Below are 17,262 nucleotides of genomic sequence, written 5' to 3'. Positions count from 1 at the left end.
CAAAGTTTATTTGGTTATTATTATCAAAAAAAGCGTTTCTCTTGTAAAGCGAAAAACTTTTCGTCTACCTGTAAAACAAAGAGCGCCCTTGATAAGGGCACTCTTTCATTATTAGTATTGCATTAAAGTTAGCACATCATGGTTATTCAGCTTGCTGCGCCCATCTAAATAAGTGAGTTCAATCAAGAAAGCACAACCCGCAACTTCTCCACCCAGCTGCTCGACAAGATCGATGGTCGCTTCAATCGTACCACCCGTAGCCAGCAAGTCGTCAATGATCAACACACGTTGACCTGGCTTGATTGCATCTTTATGAATGGTCAACACGTCTTTTCCATACTCTAAGCCATAATCGACTTTGATGGTATCACGCGGCAGTTTCCCTTCTTTACGGACCGGAGCAAATCCGATTTCCAAAGCATAAGAGACTGGACACCCGACGATAAAGCCACGCGCCTCAGGGCCTACAACAATATCAATTTCTTTATCTTTTGCATATTCTACAATTTCATCGACCGCTGCTTTAAAGGCTGGGCCATTATCCATCAATGGGGTGATATCTTTAAATTGTACCCCTTCTTTTGGCCAATCCTCAACGATCGCGATATGTTCTTTATAATCCATAAACTACTTCCTCCTTGACATGCTTAGAAGGTTGGTTCAGATGTTGATCAAACCAATCTTTTAATTCTTTATATGTGGAATAGTATAACGTTCGCTCCATTTGAAGTTGTTCTTCTCTTTCACGATAAAGCGATGATTCATTCAAATCCTTTTGTGAAGGTTGTGATGCAACCGTAATAATCCCATTCTTTATTTTAACAAAGTCCAGTTCAAAAAACACCTCTGAAATAAATTCCACCATAGAACGATCCCATCCTTTGCGATCGGCAAGAAGATCACTCTCCTTCTCTATGTTGAAACTCCCACGCTTCAATAGCATACCATAAAACCATTTGAAGTGGTCTCTCGAAGGCCAGGTTTTTAAGAAGGTGCTTTCTTCCAAATGATAGCAGGCGAATACCTTTCTCACCTGTACACGTTCTAACAGTTCACTCAATTGACTCATGGTTTGCGGTAAGTCTATGAGCAGGAGACCATCCATATCACCTTCATTAGGCAAATCTTCCGCTCGGAAAACCGGTAAGTCTAAAGGAGCTTTTGTTTGATTACGGAAACTGACCGCCGTATACGACTCTGCAGGAGGTATGACAAGATGCTTTTCTATGTGTTTCGATCCACGATAATCAAACAACTGCCACTCGTCTACTCTTATGTCTTTAATCATAACTTGCAAGTTTTTCCGCCCATTCCACTCATTGATACCCAACTCTCCTACAAGATCCAAGGTGGCCTGCGGAGAAAGTTGAGAATAGAGACCTCCCATTCCAAAGGCAATTCCATCGACACGTGCTTGTTCACTTTGGAATTGGAATTTCAAATGATTTTTTTTACTTCCAATCAGCCGGACTTCTTTAGGTGTATGTTTAAGATGAAACAGTGGTTTAGGGTTCCCCATACCGAACGGACGTAACTGGTCCACTTCTTCAATTTGTTTTAAAGAAATATCTTCTAATGCTACTGTAGTTTCTACTTCCAGGACTTGCTGATAATCATCCTCTGAAAGTTTTTCCTCAGCAAGCTGAATCAAATCTCTCCTCAAGCCTTCGATTTCTTCAACTTTGAGTGTCATTCCCGCAGCTTGTGCGTGTCCTCCAAAATGCAAAAATCGTCCACGGACTTCCATACAATTTGCAAAGAGGTCATAGGCAGCAATGCTTCGTGCCGAACCTTTCGCTTCACCTTTTTCAGGGTCTATCGCAAGTACAATGGAAGGACGATCAAATTGCCTTACCAGTTTAGAAGCAACAATTCCTAACACACCTGGATTCCAGCCTTCTTTAGCTACGACTATCACATTATCTGTATCGCCTTCCTGATTCATAACCATCTCTTCTGCCTCTTTGGCAATAGCCGCTACGATTTTCTGCCGTTCTTGATTCAATTGGTTGATGAAAGCAGCGATTTCCTTAGCTTCTTCAAGACTCTCGGATAATAATAAATCCACGGCTGGAGAAGCATCTTGAAGACGGCCGACAGCATTGAGACGCGGACCAATTGTGAATCCAATCGTTTCTTCGTTCACGTCCCCTTCAATGGAACAAACCTCTCTTAAAGCTTGTATACCTGGTCGGTTGGAGCGAGAGATTGCTTGGAGACCAACAGCTGCTAAAATCCGGTTCTCCCCCTTCAATGGAACAAGATCAGCAATCGTACCTATCACTGCGAGATCGAGAAACTCTTTCGGAAAGCGGCCAAGCAAAGCTTGAGCAAACTTAAAAGCGACGCCTACACCAGCCAGTTCCTGAAATGGGTAATCCGCAGACGTTTTCGGATGAATGATACTAAATGCTTCCGGAAGAACCTCCTGAACTTCATGGTGGTCCGTTATGATCAAATCAATACCAAGTTCTTTGGCAAATGCTGCTTCTGGTATCGCAGCGATGCCTGTATCGACAGTTATGATTACAGCGTAACCTGAATCACTGGCAAATTGGAACGCTGCTTCGTTCGGTCCATATCCTTCTGTAAAGCGATTAGGAATATAGAAATCGCAATCTGCTCCTGCTTTTCTTAAAGCTTCTACCATCAAAGTTGTTGAACTGACACCATCAGCATCATAGTCACCAAAAACTAATATCGGTTCCTCCTGCGCGATTGCCTCCTTGACACGGGAAATAGACTTCTCCATCCCCTCCATAAGAAATGGATCGTGTAAATCATCTAAAGACGGATGCAAAAAACTCTCCGCTGTCTGCGCATCATAGATTTCTCTTTTCTCAAGCAATTGGCGGGTAAGTGGTGTCACACCAGCTAATCCTTCCGATGTTTGAGAAAGTTCCCTATATGTAAAATTCCATTTCATCTTACTTTGTATCATAAGTTCACCCCTGACCCGTCTATTATACAAGAGCGACCCAGGGGTAGCAAACTCAATCATGTCACCTTTGGAGGTGAATCATCTTCATCTGCCGTCTCTTCTGTTTGATCACGATTTTCCTCTGCATACGCGGGAGAAGAGGGGGTAGGGGTATCGGCAGAAGATTTTTCTTTTAAAGTACGATTTTCACGCTTCAATTTAAAATATCGTACAGCTCCTACAGAAGCCGTCGCCAGGCCACCTAACAAGACTGAAATCAAAATAACAAGGATCAAAGGTGCCTCCCCCGATCCGAATAAGTAATTAACCTGTACAGGGTCGACATTGATGACAGCAAAAATAGCAATCAATAAAGCAAAAATGAATGCCAGGATAAGGTATGTTTGGCCTTTCACTTTGAGCCTCTCCTTTCTGAATGAAAAAATAGATGATCTTTATTTATATACCCTTGATGAGGGCTGTCTAACCAAGAAGGACCTTACCATCTTTAAGGTAAGGTCCTTTCACTGAATCGTTTATTCAACGAGATAACGCTCTAACGATAAATTTCCATTCTTATTTCTCAGGATTCAAGCAGCCTGATTTCATCCCATGGATTTACACTTGCGGGCCGTCTGTTTTTTTCTTTTTCACATAGTTGATCGGTTTATCCTTGATGTTACGTCCACGCCAGACCAACCACAGTTGTGAGGCAATAAACAAGGATGAATACGTACCTGCAATCAATCCGATTACAAGAGCGAAAGAGAAGTTCGTGATTGATGATGCTCCAAAGAATAATAGCATAGCTGCTGCGAATATTACCGTAATAACAGTATTGAAACTACGTGCTAAGGTTTGCATCAAACTGTCATTGACAATTTGCGCGAGCTCTTTGAATGATTTGACTTTCTTCTTCATTCTCAAGTTTTCCCTGATCCTGTCGAAGGTTACTATGGTGTCGTTGACGGAATAACCGACAATGGTCAAGATAGCAGCGATGATCGTTATATCAAACTCCAGCCTTGTAATACTGAAGAACGCAATAATGAAAAAGGCGTCATGTAATAATGCAATGATCGCTGTCAAAGCAAAGAAAATCTCGAATCGGATCGTCACATAAATGATGATTCCGATCGATGCATACAAGACAGCTAGTGCTGCATTTTTTGCTAGTTCCTTAGCAATAATTGGTGAAACCGTGCTTATGTTCGGAGTGTTTCCATATTTTTCTTCATAGTAGCTTTGAATTTCACCAACTGTGTCTTTTTCCAACTCCCCATCAAAACGGGCAACTGCAATTTCGTTATTGTCCCCTGAGATGATCACTTTTTCAGGGTTCACATTAAACTCCTGTTCCAATGTTTCCTCAACTTGGGAAGCACTGATATTCCCATCAGACAAAATCGAAACGCGTGAACCGTTAGAAAAGTCGATGCCTAGATTCAAGCGGAATACAGCGAGAGCCAATACTCCTGCCAACACTAAGATAATCGATATAGCAAAGAAACGCTTACGTAAACTGACAAAGTCAAATTTACGCTTGGCAAATGTCGCTTCCACCTCGGCTCCGTCTTCGATGTTATGAATATCCTCTGGTTTCACACCAAACCACTTAGGACGTTTGTTCAGGTAACGGCTCTTCACCCATAGACTCATGAATAACCGGGTCCCATATACCGCAGTGATAAAGCTGACTAAAATACTGACAATCAACATCGTGGCGAAACCTTTGACCGAGCTTGTACCAAAGATAAAGAGTACTGTCGCTGCGATCAAGGTTGTGATATTCGCATCTAAAATCGTAGATAGTGAGCGTTTATTCCCGGCTTTATAAGCAGAGAGTAAAGTCTTCCCTGACTTAAGCTCTTCTTTAATTCTTTCATATGTGATGATATTCGCATCCACCGCCATACCAACACCGAGAATCAATGCAGCGATACCAGGCAGCGTAAGGACACCGTTCATAAGCTCAAACACGACCAGTATCAAATAGACATAGACAGACAATGTAATAGTTGCGATGATGCCGGGGAAACGATAGTAAGCAATCATGAATATGAAAATCGCTGCAATACCGATAAATCCAGCAAGAATCGTCTTGTTCATCGCCTGCTCACCGAATTGTGCCCCTACAGAGGTCGAATAGGTCTCTTCCAAGTTGACCGGCAAGGAGCCTGCATTCAGAATATCTGCCAGCTGTTTAGCTGATTCAACGGTAAAGTCCCCACTGATTTGAATCGAATTACTCCGGATTGGCCCGTTCTGCCGGAAAGATGGTGCTGAAATGTAGGCAGGATCTTCCTTGCCATACTCTTCAGCAAATGATGTATTTTCATTGTAATCAAGCCAGATCACTAATAAATCGTCAGGATATGGCGTACTCGGATCATCCGGTGTATTATAGATCTCTTCAGAGACATCGTAAAACTCTGAAGCGCTTTTCACCTTCAATGTCACGATAGGTTCATTCGTATCAGGATTGAAAGATTGCTGTGCACTTCCTTCAACTAAATCAGACCCATCCATGTATTCTTTTCCATCCGTGCCGCGCAGAGAGAGCTCAGCAGTCGTAGACAGGAGTTCCCTTGCTGTTTGTTGATCTTCCACACCAGCAAGCTGGACACGTATTCTCCCCTGATCTTCAATGGAGATGTTTGTTTCACTGATTCCTAATGTATTGACACGCTCACTTAATGATTCAGCTGTCGCTTCCAGCACCTGTTCATTAACCTCTTGCTCCTCATTCAGTGGTTCGACATCATAGAGGATTTCGAAGCCACCCTGCAAGTCCAGTCCTAATTTAATATCTTTTGTTACACCTGTAATGGTCGTCCCAATCGTAGCCGCTAGTAATAAGACTACAATGAAAAAGGCGACGATCCGCCCTCGTTTCACCATACCTGTTTCTTCCTCCTTTATGTGTTGACACATGCGACATATCTAACCGCTTGTAACGTATTTATGTATAAATTCAATTACAGGATCAAGGAACCAATCCCCGTACCTATTCTACTACTATTTTTTCTTTTCGCAACAATAAGCCTGTCAATAAAGAACCTTACAGACCAGATACAACTAATCCGTTGAATTATTGAGGGCTTCAAGGGAAGCAAGCAAATCGTCATTCTGATAGGCTTCCGTCGTCAAGTAACTGGTATAGGTGTGCGTGGAAAGGTGAAAAATGTCCTGGACCACTTGGTAAAGCCTTTTTTCCGTATCGTCTTTCCACACTTTTTTTACTAAGCAATCCCACAACTCTCGCTCAGTAGCCCTCTTATAACCTAAGAGGTGAAATTCTTCTACCTTACTCCTCAATACAAGTGCCACTTCTTTCCGCCATCCGCTGACATTTTTATATTGTTCCATTTAGCTGCTCCTCACTCTAGTCATTTCCCATAATCGTTTGTCATGCCTTGTCCATCTTCACGCATATAATTCATTGTAGCTGAATTTTAATTCTTTGAGAAGGCGGATTAAACATATGTCAAAACAAACTTTTCTGCAGGGGGCTCTCATCCTCGTAGCGGCTGGACTGATCACTCGATTATTAGGGTTCATCAATCGGATCGTCGTAGCTCGAGTCATGGGGCCAGAAGGAGTCGGCCTTTACATGATGGCCCTGCCTACATTGATTCTGGCTATCACTATTACTCAGTTCGGTTTACCCGTCGCAATCTCGAAACGGGTCTCCGAAGCCGAGGCTACAGGGAATGAGAGTAAAATCAAGCGCATCCTTGTCGTTTCCTTAGCCGTGACTGGTACACTGAGTATTCTCTTTACGATCGGACTTTTTTTACTTGCACCCATAGTCGCTAACTTCTTCCTTACAGATCCGAGGGCCCTATACCCACTTTTGGCCGTCACACCGATCATCCCTATCATCGCGGTTTCATCTGTCATAAGAGGGTATTTCCAGGGCAGACAGAATATGAAACCACAAGCATTATCACAAGTGATTGAACAAGTTGTACGTATAGGATCAGTCATTTTCCTTACGAAAATGCTCTACCCTTATGGCGTCGAGTTTGCCGCAGCCGGGGCAATGGCCTCCGCTGTTTTAGGAGAATTCATATCTCTGCTCTATATGCTGCGTCAGTTCAATATTCATAAGAGTTTCCGATTCAGAAAATCCTGGAAAAAACATTTAAGTGAAGGACGCCGGACATTGAATGAGCTGATGACGATTGCACTTCCGACCACAGGCAGCAGATTCATTGGTTCAGTAACGTATTTCTTTGAGCCGATACTTGTGGCACAAAGTTTAGCGTTCGCTGGTATAGCAGCAATCGAATCCACTAAACAATATGGAGAACTGACTGGGTATGTCCTGCCTCTATTGTTTTTGCCTACCTTTTTGACACACGCTTTATCCATTGCTTTAGTCCCATCGATTAGTGAAGCGGCAGCCAAAGGGCAATATGAGACCATACAGTACAGAATTATGCAGTCGATCCGTTTATCTATTGCTTCCGGCGGTTTGATCACCATCGTATTCATGATTTTCCCTGCCGTTATCTTAACGACCGTATATGGGACAAGTCACGCGTCATTCATGCTGCAATTCATGGCACCATTCTTTCTGCTTCATTATATCCAAACACCGTTGCAAGCAACCCTGCAAGCCTTGGACCTTGCCCGACCGGCAATGTGGAATACGCTGATAGGAGCAATCATTAAATTTGCAGTATTAGTAAGTTTAAGCTCGCGTCCGGAATTCGGTATTCATGGCGTGGCCATAGCCATGGTTGTGGGTGTAGTCATCGTAACATTATTACATTTAGGAGTTTTGATGAAATATAAAGTGGTCTCCTTTCCGGTTCAGATGTTCATGAAATTCATAATGGTTATAGGCATCACTGGCTATATCGGTTTTCAATGGAAACATCACTGGTTACTTGCCAGCAAACCTTTATCACAACTGTTAACAATGGGGATCGCTCTTTCCCTGCTTTATATCTTCCTGTTGTTCCTATTCAAATTGCTAAGTAAGGAAGAATGGAAATTAATTCCCTGGAATCGCTTATTCCATAAAAAATAACCGCCTCCTGCGGTTATTTTTTATGTGTATTCATTATTTTCATCGATTTTTATTTCTCCTTGATCATTAATGGTGCATAAGGATATTTGCTCAAACGACTGAAACCCGTGTTTACGAACTTCGTTTAACAGCCATTGTTTATGTTTGCGAATCGTCTTCAAACCGCTATATTGAACTTTTCCATCAGCGATAAGTACGACAGCATAATCAGAATACCCATTTTCTTTTTTCTCAAAAACGGAGAGTTTACCAGAGGGTTCTAAAATCGCGTAGGCTACATCATCGACTTGTTGAATTCCGTGTTCACGTAACTGAAGAAGCAGATCATTAAAATTGTAACGCTGCCGCCTCATTTCATGCTCATCCACTTTCCCATGTTTAATGATCACTGAGGGCTTTCCATCAAACCAATTACGGAATCGTTGATTTTTCAAAGAGACCCACGCACTGACTAATTGAATGGTCAGTAATATAGCCATAGGTACAATCGCCTGCCATATAGGGGCATCTGGTTTTTCGATTAGAAAGACAGCAATTTCTGCGAGCATAATGAAAACAACCAGGTCCATGACGCTCAATTCGCCGATTTCACGTTTACCCATAAACCGGAATACGAGCAAGATGATTAAATAGGTGATAAGAGTACGAAACATGACGGAAAGTACAAGCACATCCATCCACAACCTTCCTTAAAGGTTTGCCTCTTGTTAACATCACCTATTTTGTTAAATTTATTAGAGGAAGGGGAGTAAATAGCGGAACCACACATAAACCGTGGAAATTAGCAGAGATAATAATAATACTGGGATACCGTAAAAGGAAAACTTCAAAAAAGGAATGGGTTGATTATGACTTGCCGCTAAACCTGCAACAACGACGTTAGCCGAAGCACCCACTAATGTTCCGTTCCCTCCAAGGCATGCACCAAGGGCTAATGACCACCACACTGGATCGACGTTCATCATGCCATACCCTTGCAGTTCCTGCACCACCGGAATCATGGCTGCCACAAACGGAATATTATCTACAACGCCTGACAATATTCCTGCACTCCATAACATGACCAGTGATGTAACAGGCATGTCACCTCCTGAAATCCAGACCATGCCCCTGGCCAATTCATCAATGACTCCAACGGTTTCCAGGCCTCCTACTAACATAAAAAGTCCCATGAAGAAGAACAAAGTGACCCACTCTACTTCCTGAAACACATGCTCGACATCCAACTCTTTCTCAGACAAGAATAACAACAGCAACGCTCCACTTACTGCAATCGTAGTAATGTCCATATGAATGAACGGGTGCATCATAAAACCGGTGATTGTAAGGAGTAAGACGGATATTGACTGAACAAGCAGTCGGGAAACTTTCAAATGTTCTTTGGCATCCATCTCCATTAATGCAGCAGCCAGCTTTTCATCATAGCTCAAGCTTTTTCTGAACAACAGAATCGTACTGCCAATAACTACTACAAAAATAATCAACACTACTGGACCGAGGTGGTATAAAAAAGAAACAAAACTGAAATGCTCAACGGCTTGTCCGATCATGATGTTAGGTGGGTCACCGATCAATGTAGCTGTACCTCCGATGTTCGAACTGAAAATCGTTGTAATTAAATACGGAAAAGCGGGAAGTTTCAAACGTTCGACCAGAGACAAAAGTACAGGAACAAATAAAAGGACTGTCGTAACATTGTCCAAAAAAGCCGAACCGACTGCTGTGAATAAAGCAGTTACCATCAGTAATGGCACAGGACGGCCTTGTACCATTTGAGCCAACCGGATCGCCATGAAGGTGAATATCCCCGTCTTTTTTGTGATGGATACAAGGACCATCATCGAAAATAACAATGCGACTGTTTCCCAATCAATGAACCCAAAAGCTTCCTCCCATGCATAAACTTTAGTTACCAATAGAAGTACGCCACCTGCTATGGCCACAAGAGCCCGATTCAACTTTTCAGTCATAATCAGTACATAACTAGCCACGAATATAAGCAATGCAAGTACAGTTGACATAGATCTTCCCCTTTTACACGGACTTTACTTATATCTATTCAAGTAAAAAGGAAAATATCTGCTTCTATAACAATAGAATTGATGCATATAGTTTTAAAGACAAGCTTTTTAGGGGGTATGATATGAAAAATTTATTACAGGGAGTTTTAGGGTATGGAATAGGTTCTATCTTCATTCTCATGATTGTTTTCGCAGGGGTATTGGCTTTATTACTAAGGTTTACCGGGGTGGAATATCAAACGCTCAATCAAATGGCATTGATTGCAGGCATCAGTATCCTTGCATTCGGGGGCATGCTCGCGGCGTACAAAGGAGAACAAAAGGGATGGTTATCTGGAGGTATGACTGGACTCATTTTTGTAAGTGCAATGATCTTATTCCAAATCATCTTTGAGAACCAGCTGGTCTCTTTACCACAACTCAGTTATTTTGGTGGATTAGTGCTTGCAGCGTGGTTAGGTGGAATGATCGGTGTAAATTTACCAAGACGAACGGTGAAAAGATGAGAAATACAGAAAATCCCGTTACAAATAAATGTAACGGGATTGCTCTTTAATCCTGGTTCAGCTTTTCTCGGATGGAAGAGCGGTCGAATTTCATTTGTGTACCGTCTTGTACAGAAACAACAAGCGTACCTTCATCTATAGCATGAATCGTACCGTGCATTCCTCCGATTGTGATAATTCTATCACCCTTTTGCAGATCAGACTGCATCTGTTGGACCTTCTTCTGTTTCTTTTGCTGAGGTCGAATCAACAGGAAATAGAAAATGACGAACATTAGAATAATAGGTAATAATCCTACTAATGTATCCATTTATTTTCCCCCTTTCTAAAAGTTCTTAGCATTTGGTTTGTTGAAACCATACTGCTCAAAGAATTCTTCTCTAAAGTCACCGAGTCGATCTTCTCTAATGGCCTCACGCACTTGCCTCATTAATTTTAACAGAAAATAAAGATTATGATAAGTCGTAAGTCTGAAACCGAAAGTTTCGTTCGCTTTTACTAAATGGCGGATATAGGCGCGACTATAATTCCGACATGTATGGCAATCACAATTTTCATCAATCGGCCGGAAATCACGGGCAAACTTCGCGTTACGTACGACCAATCTGCCTTCAGATGTCATAAGTGTTCCATTGCGGGCAATCCTTGTTGGCAGAACACAATCAAACATATCAATCCCGCGAATACTCCCATCTATCAATGAATCAGGTGACCCTACACCCATGAGATAACGAGGCTTCTGTGTTGGAAGCAATGGAGTCGTGAAATCAAGCACGCGGTTCATCACATCTTTGGGTTCTCCAACAGACAGACCACCGATAGCATAGCCAGGGAAGTCCATTGAAGTTAGATCCTGGGCGCTCTGACGACGAAGGTCCTCATACTCCCCGCCTTGAATGATACCGAACAACCCTTGAGCATCAGGGCGCTGATGCCCTTCAAGGCACCTCTCAGCCCAACGGCTCGTCCGTTCTACAGATTGTTTCATATATTTGTGTTCTGCCGGGTAAGGAGGACATTCATCAAAAGCCATCATGATGTCTGCACCTAAAGCATTTTGAATGTGCATCGCTTTTTCAGGCGATAAGAAAAGCTTTTCCCCACTAATGTGATTACGGAAGTGGACACCTTTCTCTTCAATCTCTCTCAAGTCACTCAAACTGAACACCTGGAAGCCACCGGAATCAGTCAAAATCGATCCATTCCAATTCATGAAATCGTGTAATCCACCAGCTTCCTGTACAATGTCCTCCCCAGGACGAAGCCAGAGATGATAGGTATTCGATAGGATGATTTGAGCTCCCATCCGCTCTAATTCTTCAGGGCTCATTGTTTTAACAGTTGCCAAAGTCCCCACCGGCATGAACATCGGGGTTTCGAATGACCCGTGGGGTGTGTGCACTTTACCTAAACGGGCACCTGTCTGCTTACATGTTTTTATCAACTCATAGGTTACTGCCATTTTTTCTACCCTTTCTGACTTTTGATCTTCAACATCATGTAATGAACATCGCATCTCCAAAACTGAAGAAACGATACCTTTCTTCTACAGCTTTTCGGTATGCCTCTAAAATGAAATCCCGCCCAGCGAATGCACTGACGAGCATGATCAACGTTGACTTTGGTAAGTGGAAATTCGTAATAAGCCCATCGATCGCTTTCAGTGTTTGTGGAGGATAAATGAAAATGTCCGTCCATCCACTCGCTGCCGTGAATGTACCGTGATCGCGTATAATGGTTTCGAGAGTTCTCGTAGACGTTGTACCGACAGAAATAATTCTGCCCCCACGCTGTCTCACTTCATTCAGTTGATCTGCCGTTTGCTGGTTCAATTGATAGAATTCTGCATGCATATCATGCTCTTCGACATTGTCTACACTCACTGGCCTAAAAGTACCTAACCCTACATGTAAGGTCAGATAAGCTATTTCAATTCCCTTTGCTTGCAGCTCTTCCAGGAGATCCTCTGTAAAATGCAGACCTGCAGTGGGGGCAGCTGCCGACCCCTCTTCCTTCGCGTAAACCGTTTGGTAACGTTCACGATCTGGAAGCTGTTCTTTAATGTAAGGAGGGAGTGGCATCTCACCTAAGGAGTCCAGTACCTCAAGAAAAATCCCACCGTAGCTGAATTTCACTTTACGGCCGCCATGCTCTTGAAGTTCTGTACATTCAGCTGTCAATTGACCTTCTCCGAACACTATGCGAGTCCCCACCTTCACCTTTTTGGCAGGTTTGACAAGTACTTCCCATTCATCTTTTTCTGTTTGATGGAGCAATAGAACTTCAACTTTCCCGCCGGTATCTTCTTTTGCACCATATAAGCGGGCGGGCAAAACTCTCGTATCATTCAACACAAGACAATCGCCGGAATTCAAATATTCCGTGATCTGAGAAAAGTGCCGGTGTTCAATCTCATTTGTTCGCCTATTACAAACCATAAGACGAGAAGAAGAGCGATTTTCTAAGGGCACTTGTGCAATCAACTCTTCAGGCAGCTCAAAATCATACTGCTTAATATCCATATAAATCCCCTATTCTTCCTAGCTTATTTTAAGATAAAAAAGTAAGCGCCACGTTCTCCCCCCAGTTACTTACGCAGAACAACATTGAGATGACAAGTCTTACTCGATCAAGAGTCTGCTTACGATTGCGGAGGGCTAGCGCTGATGCTGGATAATCCATAAGTACATGCACCTATGTTGCGCGCACAGAAATCCGTCCTCTCAAAATTTCCTGAATAAGAGAAAAATCAATGAAAGAACGATACTTGCTATAATCGAAGTCATAATAGGAAAGTAAAAAGTGACATTGCCCTTTTTAATGCTTAAGTCACCAGGTAGTTTGCCAAAAATACTCCATAACAATCCGATCACAATAAACACAATCCCTATAACAATAAAGATTTTACCAAACCCCGTCAAGAGCCAGGCACCTCCCTATTGAAATGGGCATAAGCTTTCGGGGTCACTACCCGGCCGCGTGGCGTCCTTTGGATATACCCGATCTGCAGCAGAAATGGTTCATATACATCTTCGATTGTTTGAGATTCCTCTCCAATCGTTGCTGCGATCGTATCCAGACCGACGGGACCGCCTTGGAAGCCGTCCATAATCCCTTTAAGCAATTTGTGATCAATAAAATCAAGTCCTTCATCGTCGACTTGAAGCATTTTAAGGGCTTCTTGAGTGGTTTCTTTAGAAATGCCATCTTCTCGCTTAACTTGAGCAATGTCCCTGACACGCTTCAATAAACGATTGGCAATTCTCGGGGTCCCTCTCGAACGCCGTGCTATTTCCACTGCTGCATCATAATCAATATCGACATGGAAAATTTCAGCTGTCCTTTCCACAATAGAACACAATGCATCGGTTTCATAATATTCTAACCTACTATGGACACCGAAGCGATCCCTTAATGGGGCTGAAAGTAAACCCGCTCTAGTCGTAGCTCCGACTAAAGTGAAAGGAGGCAAATCCAGCCTGACGGAACGAGCACTCGGACCGTTTCCTACTACGATATCCAAACAAAAATCCTCCATTGCAGGATACAGAACCTCTTCAACTGAGCGTGGCAAACGGTGTATCTCGTCGATAAAGAGAACATCGCCGGGTTCTAATGACGATAGGATTGCGGCCAAATCTCCCGCTCTTTCAATAGCCGGTCCTGCAGTGGTACGAAATTGCACACCCATTTCATTTGCGATAATTGATGCAAGGGTTGTCTTACCCAAACCAGGTGGTCCATACAACAAAGCATGATCGAGAGGCTCATTCCGCATCCTTGCTGCTTCTATAAAAATACGAAGGTTGTTTTTCACTTGATGCTGACCAATATACTGATTGAGTCTTTCCGGCCGTAAGCTTAGTTCAATATCCTGATCAGCTTCTTGTTGTTCACCAGATATCATACGATCTTCCACCTATAACCCTCCTTATTCTTAGGTTTTCATCAGCAGTTGCAGGCCTTGGCGAACATAATCATCCACATTTCCATTGTTTGCTTTCTCAAGTTCAGTCCTGACAAATTTTACTTCTTTATCGGTATAACCTAAGGCTTTCAGCGCTTCAATGGCATCATCTACACGTTGACGCTTTTCATTTGAAGGTAAATCATCTTTATAGAACAGTGTATCCTCATTTTCTTCATCTGGTAACCAAACCACCAGTTTACCTTTCAAATCGAGAATCATCTGCCGTGCTGTCTTCTTCCCGACTCCAGGAAACTTCGTCAAATATTTATCATCTTCTTGCTCAATCGCTGAAACGAATTCAGGTACGCTCACCGTTCCAAGTATGGCGAGCGCACCTTTCGGACCAATTCCTGATACATTTAGCAATTGAGCGAATAGCTGCTTATCTTCTTTTTTCTTGAAACCATATAAAGACTGGTTATCTTCTCTAATATAATGGTATGTATGTATTTTCACTTCATTGTTTAAAGCATCTTGAAAATGAAAAGGGTTGGCACATAAGATTTCATAGCCAATACCATTCGTTTCTATAATGACCGACCCCTCATCAATGGTCGTCAACTGACCTTTCACATAACTAATCATTAAAGTAATCCTCTCTAACCTTTATTCTATCCTTAATATTGTAACATACAAGCACATGTTCGCCCATAATCATGTCAAGGAACTTTCAGCCTCAGTACCCGGGAAATGCTTCTTAGTGGACCACAACAAAAACAGCCACTTTTCATCTGTGGCTGTTTCGTCGATTATACTTCGCCTTCATCTGAGTATTGTTGGAGAACTTGCTCAAAATGCCGTTGATCTTTGATTTTTATTCCTGTTTCCAATTCTTTTTCCCGTTTGGACTCTAAAGGTTTAACAGGAATAGGCTTGAAGGATTCCATCACTTTCCCATTATCCGGCAGACCTTGAAAAACAGCTAGTTCTCCATTCTCTGTCAGCCCGAAGTAACCTTGCTGCTTCGTCAGTGGAGAAATATCTTCTACATGCCTTTGGAAGACTACTGTATCTATATGCTGTTCTTCTACCGTCCAATCTTCATAAGTGGCCCAGAAATCCATCATGGACCAAATGGTTTCTTCTTTTTTGGTTGTCTCTGTTACACCGTCTATATAATGTTCTCTTAATATCACCTTAAGTTTCAAAGGTTCAGGCTTCACGAGAGTTTTGACAGTGTCTGTACTCTGACTGCCTTTCCCTTGGATTATACGCTGTGTAGAGTTGTCTTCAGCAGCTAAAGGCTCTGGTTGGGAGTTTGAAACAAATGCCCAACTTAAAACTAACAAGCCCATGACTGCCCCCGCTACCAACAACCACCTCTTCATGATCATTCCCCCTAACAGAAATAACTTCTGCTCCTAGTGTGTCCAGAAACAGAAGTTATTATCATAGAAAAGGGGAATTACGCTAATTTTTCCAGAATCGATTCATCGGCATCAAGATTGTGATAGACTTCCTGCACGTCATCATTATCTTCAAGCATATCAATCAATTTAAGCATTTTTTCAACGCCTTCTTCATCAAGTTCGGTATAAGTCTCGGGTATCATCGTCACTTCACTTGTAACGAACTCATACCCACTTGTTTCTAAGGAAGCTTTGACATCTGAAAAGGCTTCAGGCTCTGTATAGATTTCATACCTTTCGGCTGTTGTTTCCATTTCCTCTGCTCCTGCTTCAATAGCCTCCAGCATAAGTGATTCTTCGTCAGTTTCCATCGAGGTACGGTCAATGACCAGGTAGCCTGAACGATTGAACATGAATGCTACACAACCATTCTCCCCAAGATTCCCTTCATTTTTATTGAAAGCATGTCGGACATCCGCCGCTGTACGGTTTTTATTATCCGTCAACACTTTTACCATGACGGCTACACCGCCGGGCCCGTACCCTTCGTACGTATATTCTTCATAATTGACACCATCTAAATCGCCCGTGGCTTTCTTAATTGCACGATCCACGTTGTCATTCGGCATATTGTTGGATCTCGCTTTATCGACAGCTATACGCAAAGGAGGGTTCGTATCCGGATCTCCCCCACCTTGTTTCGCTGCCATAAAAATTTCACGGGCAAGCTTCATGAAAAGTTTTCCACGCTTTTTGTCTTGAGCACCTTTCCGATGCTTGATATTACTCCATTTTGAATGGCCAGCCATGGACATTCTCCTCTCCCAAGCAAATCTTTTCTACTTCAATATATCATAATCCCCAGTTGCCTTAAAAGAAGAGCTTTTCTACTGTTGTTTGAAGAAATCCCTGATTTGGTTTTTAAGCCGATCCGGAGCTTGAGATGCTTTCAAGCGGCTATTCAAATCTTTCATATGATCCCAATTGTTGTTGTTTGTATAGATCGTCACTTTTTTATCGGTCAACTCTTCAACCTTTGTCTGGATCTTCTCTGGAACAGATTGATCTCTTCTATCATAAGGATTAACCATAACGGCTACATATACATGATCATCCGTGGAAAAAGCCTGGGCCATTGTCACCTCTTCTAATTCATGAACCTTCTCAACGATTTCCATTGCATCTTCGTTATTAAAGTCATTATCATGAGAGCGGTTCGTTTGATTATAACGGGAATTTCTAAATTCTTCCTCTGCTGTCCGCTTAAAATAACTATCTTTCCCAGTTGGAATCTTCCCTCTTCTTTGTACGCCTTCATCCGCTCTGTATTCCAAAGGTTCATAAAAGGACTCCTCTTCTTTAGGTTCTGGTTCAGCTGTATCTTCAGCTTGACAAGCTAACAAGGTTGTACAAACCATTAAATACATAAATATTATTTTCCACATAAAAACATTC

At 42.4% G+C, this 17,262-nt stretch carries 18 protein-coding genes; 2 read left to right on the top strand and 16 right to left on the bottom strand.

Annotated elements, in window-relative coordinates; genetic code table 11:
- Positions 1–111: 111 nt before the first annotated feature.
- From ACTWPX_RS12860 to ACTWPX_RS12840, 5 genes are all read right to left on the bottom strand, one after another.
- The gene (locus ACTWPX_RS12860; protein WP_128526357.1) at positions 112–624 is read right to left on the bottom strand and encodes an adenine phosphoribosyltransferase; all 513 of its coding nucleotides are present in this window, start codon (positions 622–624) and stop codon (positions 112–114) included.
- The gene (recJ, locus tag ACTWPX_RS12855; protein ID WP_443120116.1) at positions 614–2,941 is read right to left on the bottom strand and encodes a single-stranded-DNA-specific exonuclease RecJ; all 2,328 of its coding nucleotides are present in this window, start codon (positions 2,939–2,941) and stop codon (positions 614–616) included. The genes ACTWPX_RS12860 and recJ overlap by 11 nt, the downstream gene beginning before the upstream one ends.
- A gap of 56 nt (positions 2,942–2,997) precedes the next feature.
- Complete coding sequence (locus tag ACTWPX_RS12850; protein ID WP_443120115.1) at positions 2,998–3,336, bottom strand: LapA family protein; 339 nt, start codon at positions 3,334–3,336, stop codon at positions 2,998–3,000.
- Positions 3,337–3,538: 202 nt separating this feature from the next.
- A complete protein-coding gene (secDF, locus tag ACTWPX_RS12845) occupies positions 3,539–5,821 on the bottom strand; it encodes a protein translocase subunit SecDF (RefSeq protein ID WP_443120114.1) in 2,283 nt (760 codons plus the stop codon).
- Positions 5,822–5,998: 177 nt separating this feature from the next.
- Positions 5,999–6,289, bottom strand: coding sequence for a post-transcriptional regulator (locus tag ACTWPX_RS12840; RefSeq protein ID WP_443120113.1), 291 nt, complete (start codon positions 6,287–6,289; stop codon positions 5,999–6,001).
- A 115-nt stretch (positions 6,290–6,404) separates the two neighbouring features.
- Here ACTWPX_RS12840 and spoVB point away from each other — a divergent pair, with 115 nt between their 5' ends.
- Complete coding sequence (gene spoVB / locus ACTWPX_RS12835) at positions 6,405–7,961, top strand: stage V sporulation protein B (protein ID WP_443120112.1); 1,557 nt, start codon at positions 6,405–6,407, stop codon at positions 7,959–7,961.
- 20 nt (positions 7,962–7,981) lie between these two features.
- On the opposite strand, the gene ACTWPX_RS12830 is transcribed toward spoVB, so the two are convergent.
- Positions 7,982–8,638 (bottom strand): DUF421 domain-containing protein, encoded by a 657-nt coding sequence (locus ACTWPX_RS12830; protein WP_443120111.1) that lies wholly within the window; start codon positions 8,636–8,638, stop codon positions 7,982–7,984.
- 57 nt (positions 8,639–8,695) lie between these two features.
- Positions 8,696–9,982, bottom strand: a complete 1,287-nt coding sequence (locus ACTWPX_RS12825; RefSeq protein WP_128526350.1) for an ArsB/NhaD family transporter — start codon at positions 9,980–9,982, stop codon at positions 8,696–8,698.
- A 122-nt stretch (positions 9,983–10,104) separates the two neighbouring features.
- Here ACTWPX_RS12825 and ACTWPX_RS12820 point away from each other — a divergent pair, with 122 nt between their 5' ends.
- Positions 10,105–10,488: a TIGR04086 family membrane protein gene (locus ACTWPX_RS12820; protein ID WP_443120110.1), complete on the top strand. Its 384-nt coding sequence runs from the start codon at positions 10,105–10,107 to the stop codon at positions 10,486–10,488.
- A 46-nt stretch (positions 10,489–10,534) separates the two neighbouring features.
- Here the strand turns inward: ACTWPX_RS12820 and yajC are convergent, their stop codons facing one another.
- The 9 genes from yajC to ACTWPX_RS12775 all read right to left on the bottom strand — a co-directional run bounded on the left by yajC (position 10,535) and on the right by ACTWPX_RS12775 (position 17,252).
- Positions 10,535–10,798, bottom strand: a complete 264-nt coding sequence (gene yajC / locus ACTWPX_RS12815) for a preprotein translocase subunit YajC (protein WP_128526348.1) — start codon at positions 10,796–10,798, stop codon at positions 10,535–10,537.
- 15 nt (positions 10,799–10,813) lie between these two features.
- Positions 10,814–11,950: a tRNA guanosine(34) transglycosylase Tgt gene (tgt, locus tag ACTWPX_RS12810; protein ID WP_128526347.1), complete on the bottom strand. Its 1,137-nt coding sequence runs from the start codon at positions 11,948–11,950 to the stop codon at positions 10,814–10,816.
- 34 nt (positions 11,951–11,984) lie between these two features.
- On the bottom strand, positions 11,985–13,010 hold the full coding sequence (gene queA / locus ACTWPX_RS12805; RefSeq protein ID WP_443120109.1) for a tRNA preQ1(34) S-adenosylmethionine ribosyltransferase-isomerase QueA: 1,026 nt from the start codon (positions 13,008–13,010) through the stop codon (positions 11,985–11,987).
- Between the two features lie 201 nt (positions 13,011–13,211).
- Positions 13,212–13,409: a DUF2905 domain-containing protein gene (locus tag ACTWPX_RS12800; protein WP_443120108.1), complete on the bottom strand. Its 198-nt coding sequence runs from the start codon at positions 13,407–13,409 to the stop codon at positions 13,212–13,214.
- On the bottom strand, positions 13,406–14,407 hold the full coding sequence (gene ruvB / locus ACTWPX_RS12795) for a Holliday junction branch migration DNA helicase RuvB (protein WP_443120107.1): 1,002 nt from the start codon (positions 14,405–14,407) through the stop codon (positions 13,406–13,408). The genes ACTWPX_RS12800 and ruvB overlap by 4 nt, the downstream gene beginning before the upstream one ends.
- Positions 14,408–14,425: 18 nt before the next feature.
- Entirely contained in the window at positions 14,426–15,043 is a 618-nt protein-coding gene (gene ruvA, locus ACTWPX_RS12790; RefSeq protein ID WP_128526343.1) for a Holliday junction branch migration protein RuvA, read from the bottom strand.
- 164 nt (positions 15,044–15,207) lie between these two features.
- Positions 15,208–15,786, bottom strand: a complete 579-nt coding sequence (locus tag ACTWPX_RS12785) for a BofC C-terminal domain-containing protein (protein WP_241655885.1) — start codon at positions 15,784–15,786, stop codon at positions 15,208–15,210.
- Positions 15,787–15,863: 77 nt separating this feature from the next.
- Complete coding sequence (locus ACTWPX_RS12780; protein ID WP_443120106.1) at positions 15,864–16,616, bottom strand: YebC/PmpR family DNA-binding transcriptional regulator; 753 nt, start codon at positions 16,614–16,616, stop codon at positions 15,864–15,866.
- 78 nt (positions 16,617–16,694) lie between these two features.
- Positions 16,695–17,252: a YhcN/YlaJ family sporulation lipoprotein gene (locus tag ACTWPX_RS12775; RefSeq protein WP_443120105.1), complete on the bottom strand. Its 558-nt coding sequence runs from the start codon at positions 17,250–17,252 to the stop codon at positions 16,695–16,697.
- Between the last annotated feature and the right edge of the window lie 10 nt (positions 17,253–17,262).

Source organism: Halobacillus sp. H74 (assembly GCF_052246715.1).
GTDB classification, from domain to species: Bacteria; Bacillota; Bacilli; order Bacillales; family Halobacillaceae; genus Halobacillus; species Halobacillus litoralis_A.
The sequence above is the reverse complement of the archived record's forward strand: the minus strand, read 5'-3'. Positions and strand labels throughout refer to the sequence as shown.

Excerpts from the sequence above, each read along its gene's own strand:
- ruvA (WP_128526343.1), bottom strand. The coding sequence starts at position 15,043 with ATGATTAGTTATGTGAAAGGTCAGTTGACGACCATTGATGAGGGGTCG.
- ACTWPX_RS12780 (WP_443120106.1), bottom strand. The coding sequence starts at position 16,616 with ATGGCTGGCCATTCAAAATGGAGTAATATCAAGCATCGGAAAGGTGCT.
- ACTWPX_RS12860 (WP_128526357.1), bottom strand. The coding sequence starts at position 624 with ATGGATTATAAAGAACATATCGCGATCGTTGAGGATTGGCCAAAAGAA.
- ACTWPX_RS12785 (WP_241655885.1), bottom strand. The coding sequence starts at position 15,786 with ATGAAGAGGTGGTTGTTGGTAGCGGGGGCAGTCATGGGCTTGTTAGTT.
- ACTWPX_RS12840 (WP_443120113.1), bottom strand. The coding sequence starts at position 6,289 with ATGGAACAATATAAAAATGTCAGCGGATGGCGGAAAGAAGTGGCACTT.
- ACTWPX_RS12820 (WP_443120110.1), top strand. The coding sequence starts at position 10,105 with ATGAAAAATTTATTACAGGGAGTTTTAGGGTATGGAATAGGTTCTATC.
- yajC (WP_128526348.1), bottom strand. The coding sequence starts at position 10,798 with ATGGATACATTAGTAGGATTATTACCTATTATTCTAATGTTCGTCATT.
- tgt (WP_128526347.1), bottom strand. The coding sequence starts at position 11,950 with ATGGCAGTAACCTATGAGTTGATAAAAACATGTAAGCAGACAGGTGCC.
- ACTWPX_RS12830 (WP_443120111.1), bottom strand. The coding sequence starts at position 8,638 with ATGGATGTGCTTGTACTTTCCGTCATGTTTCGTACTCTTATCACCTAT.
- ACTWPX_RS12825 (WP_128526350.1), bottom strand. The coding sequence starts at position 9,982 with ATGTCAACTGTACTTGCATTGCTTATATTCGTGGCTAGTTATGTACTG.
- spoVB (WP_443120112.1), top strand. The coding sequence starts at position 6,405 with ATGTCAAAACAAACTTTTCTGCAGGGGGCTCTCATCCTCGTAGCGGCT.
- secDF (WP_443120114.1), bottom strand. The coding sequence starts at position 5,821 with ATGGTGAAACGAGGGCGGATCGTCGCCTTTTTCATTGTAGTCTTATTA.
- recJ (WP_443120116.1), bottom strand. The coding sequence starts at position 2,941 with ATGATACAAAGTAAGATGAAATGGAATTTTACATATAGGGAACTTTCT.
- queA (WP_443120109.1), bottom strand. The coding sequence starts at position 13,010 with ATGGATATTAAGCAGTATGATTTTGAGCTGCCTGAAGAGTTGATTGCA.
- ACTWPX_RS12775 (WP_443120105.1), bottom strand. The coding sequence starts at position 17,252 with ATGTGGAAAATAATATTTATGTATTTAATGGTTTGTACAACCTTGTTA.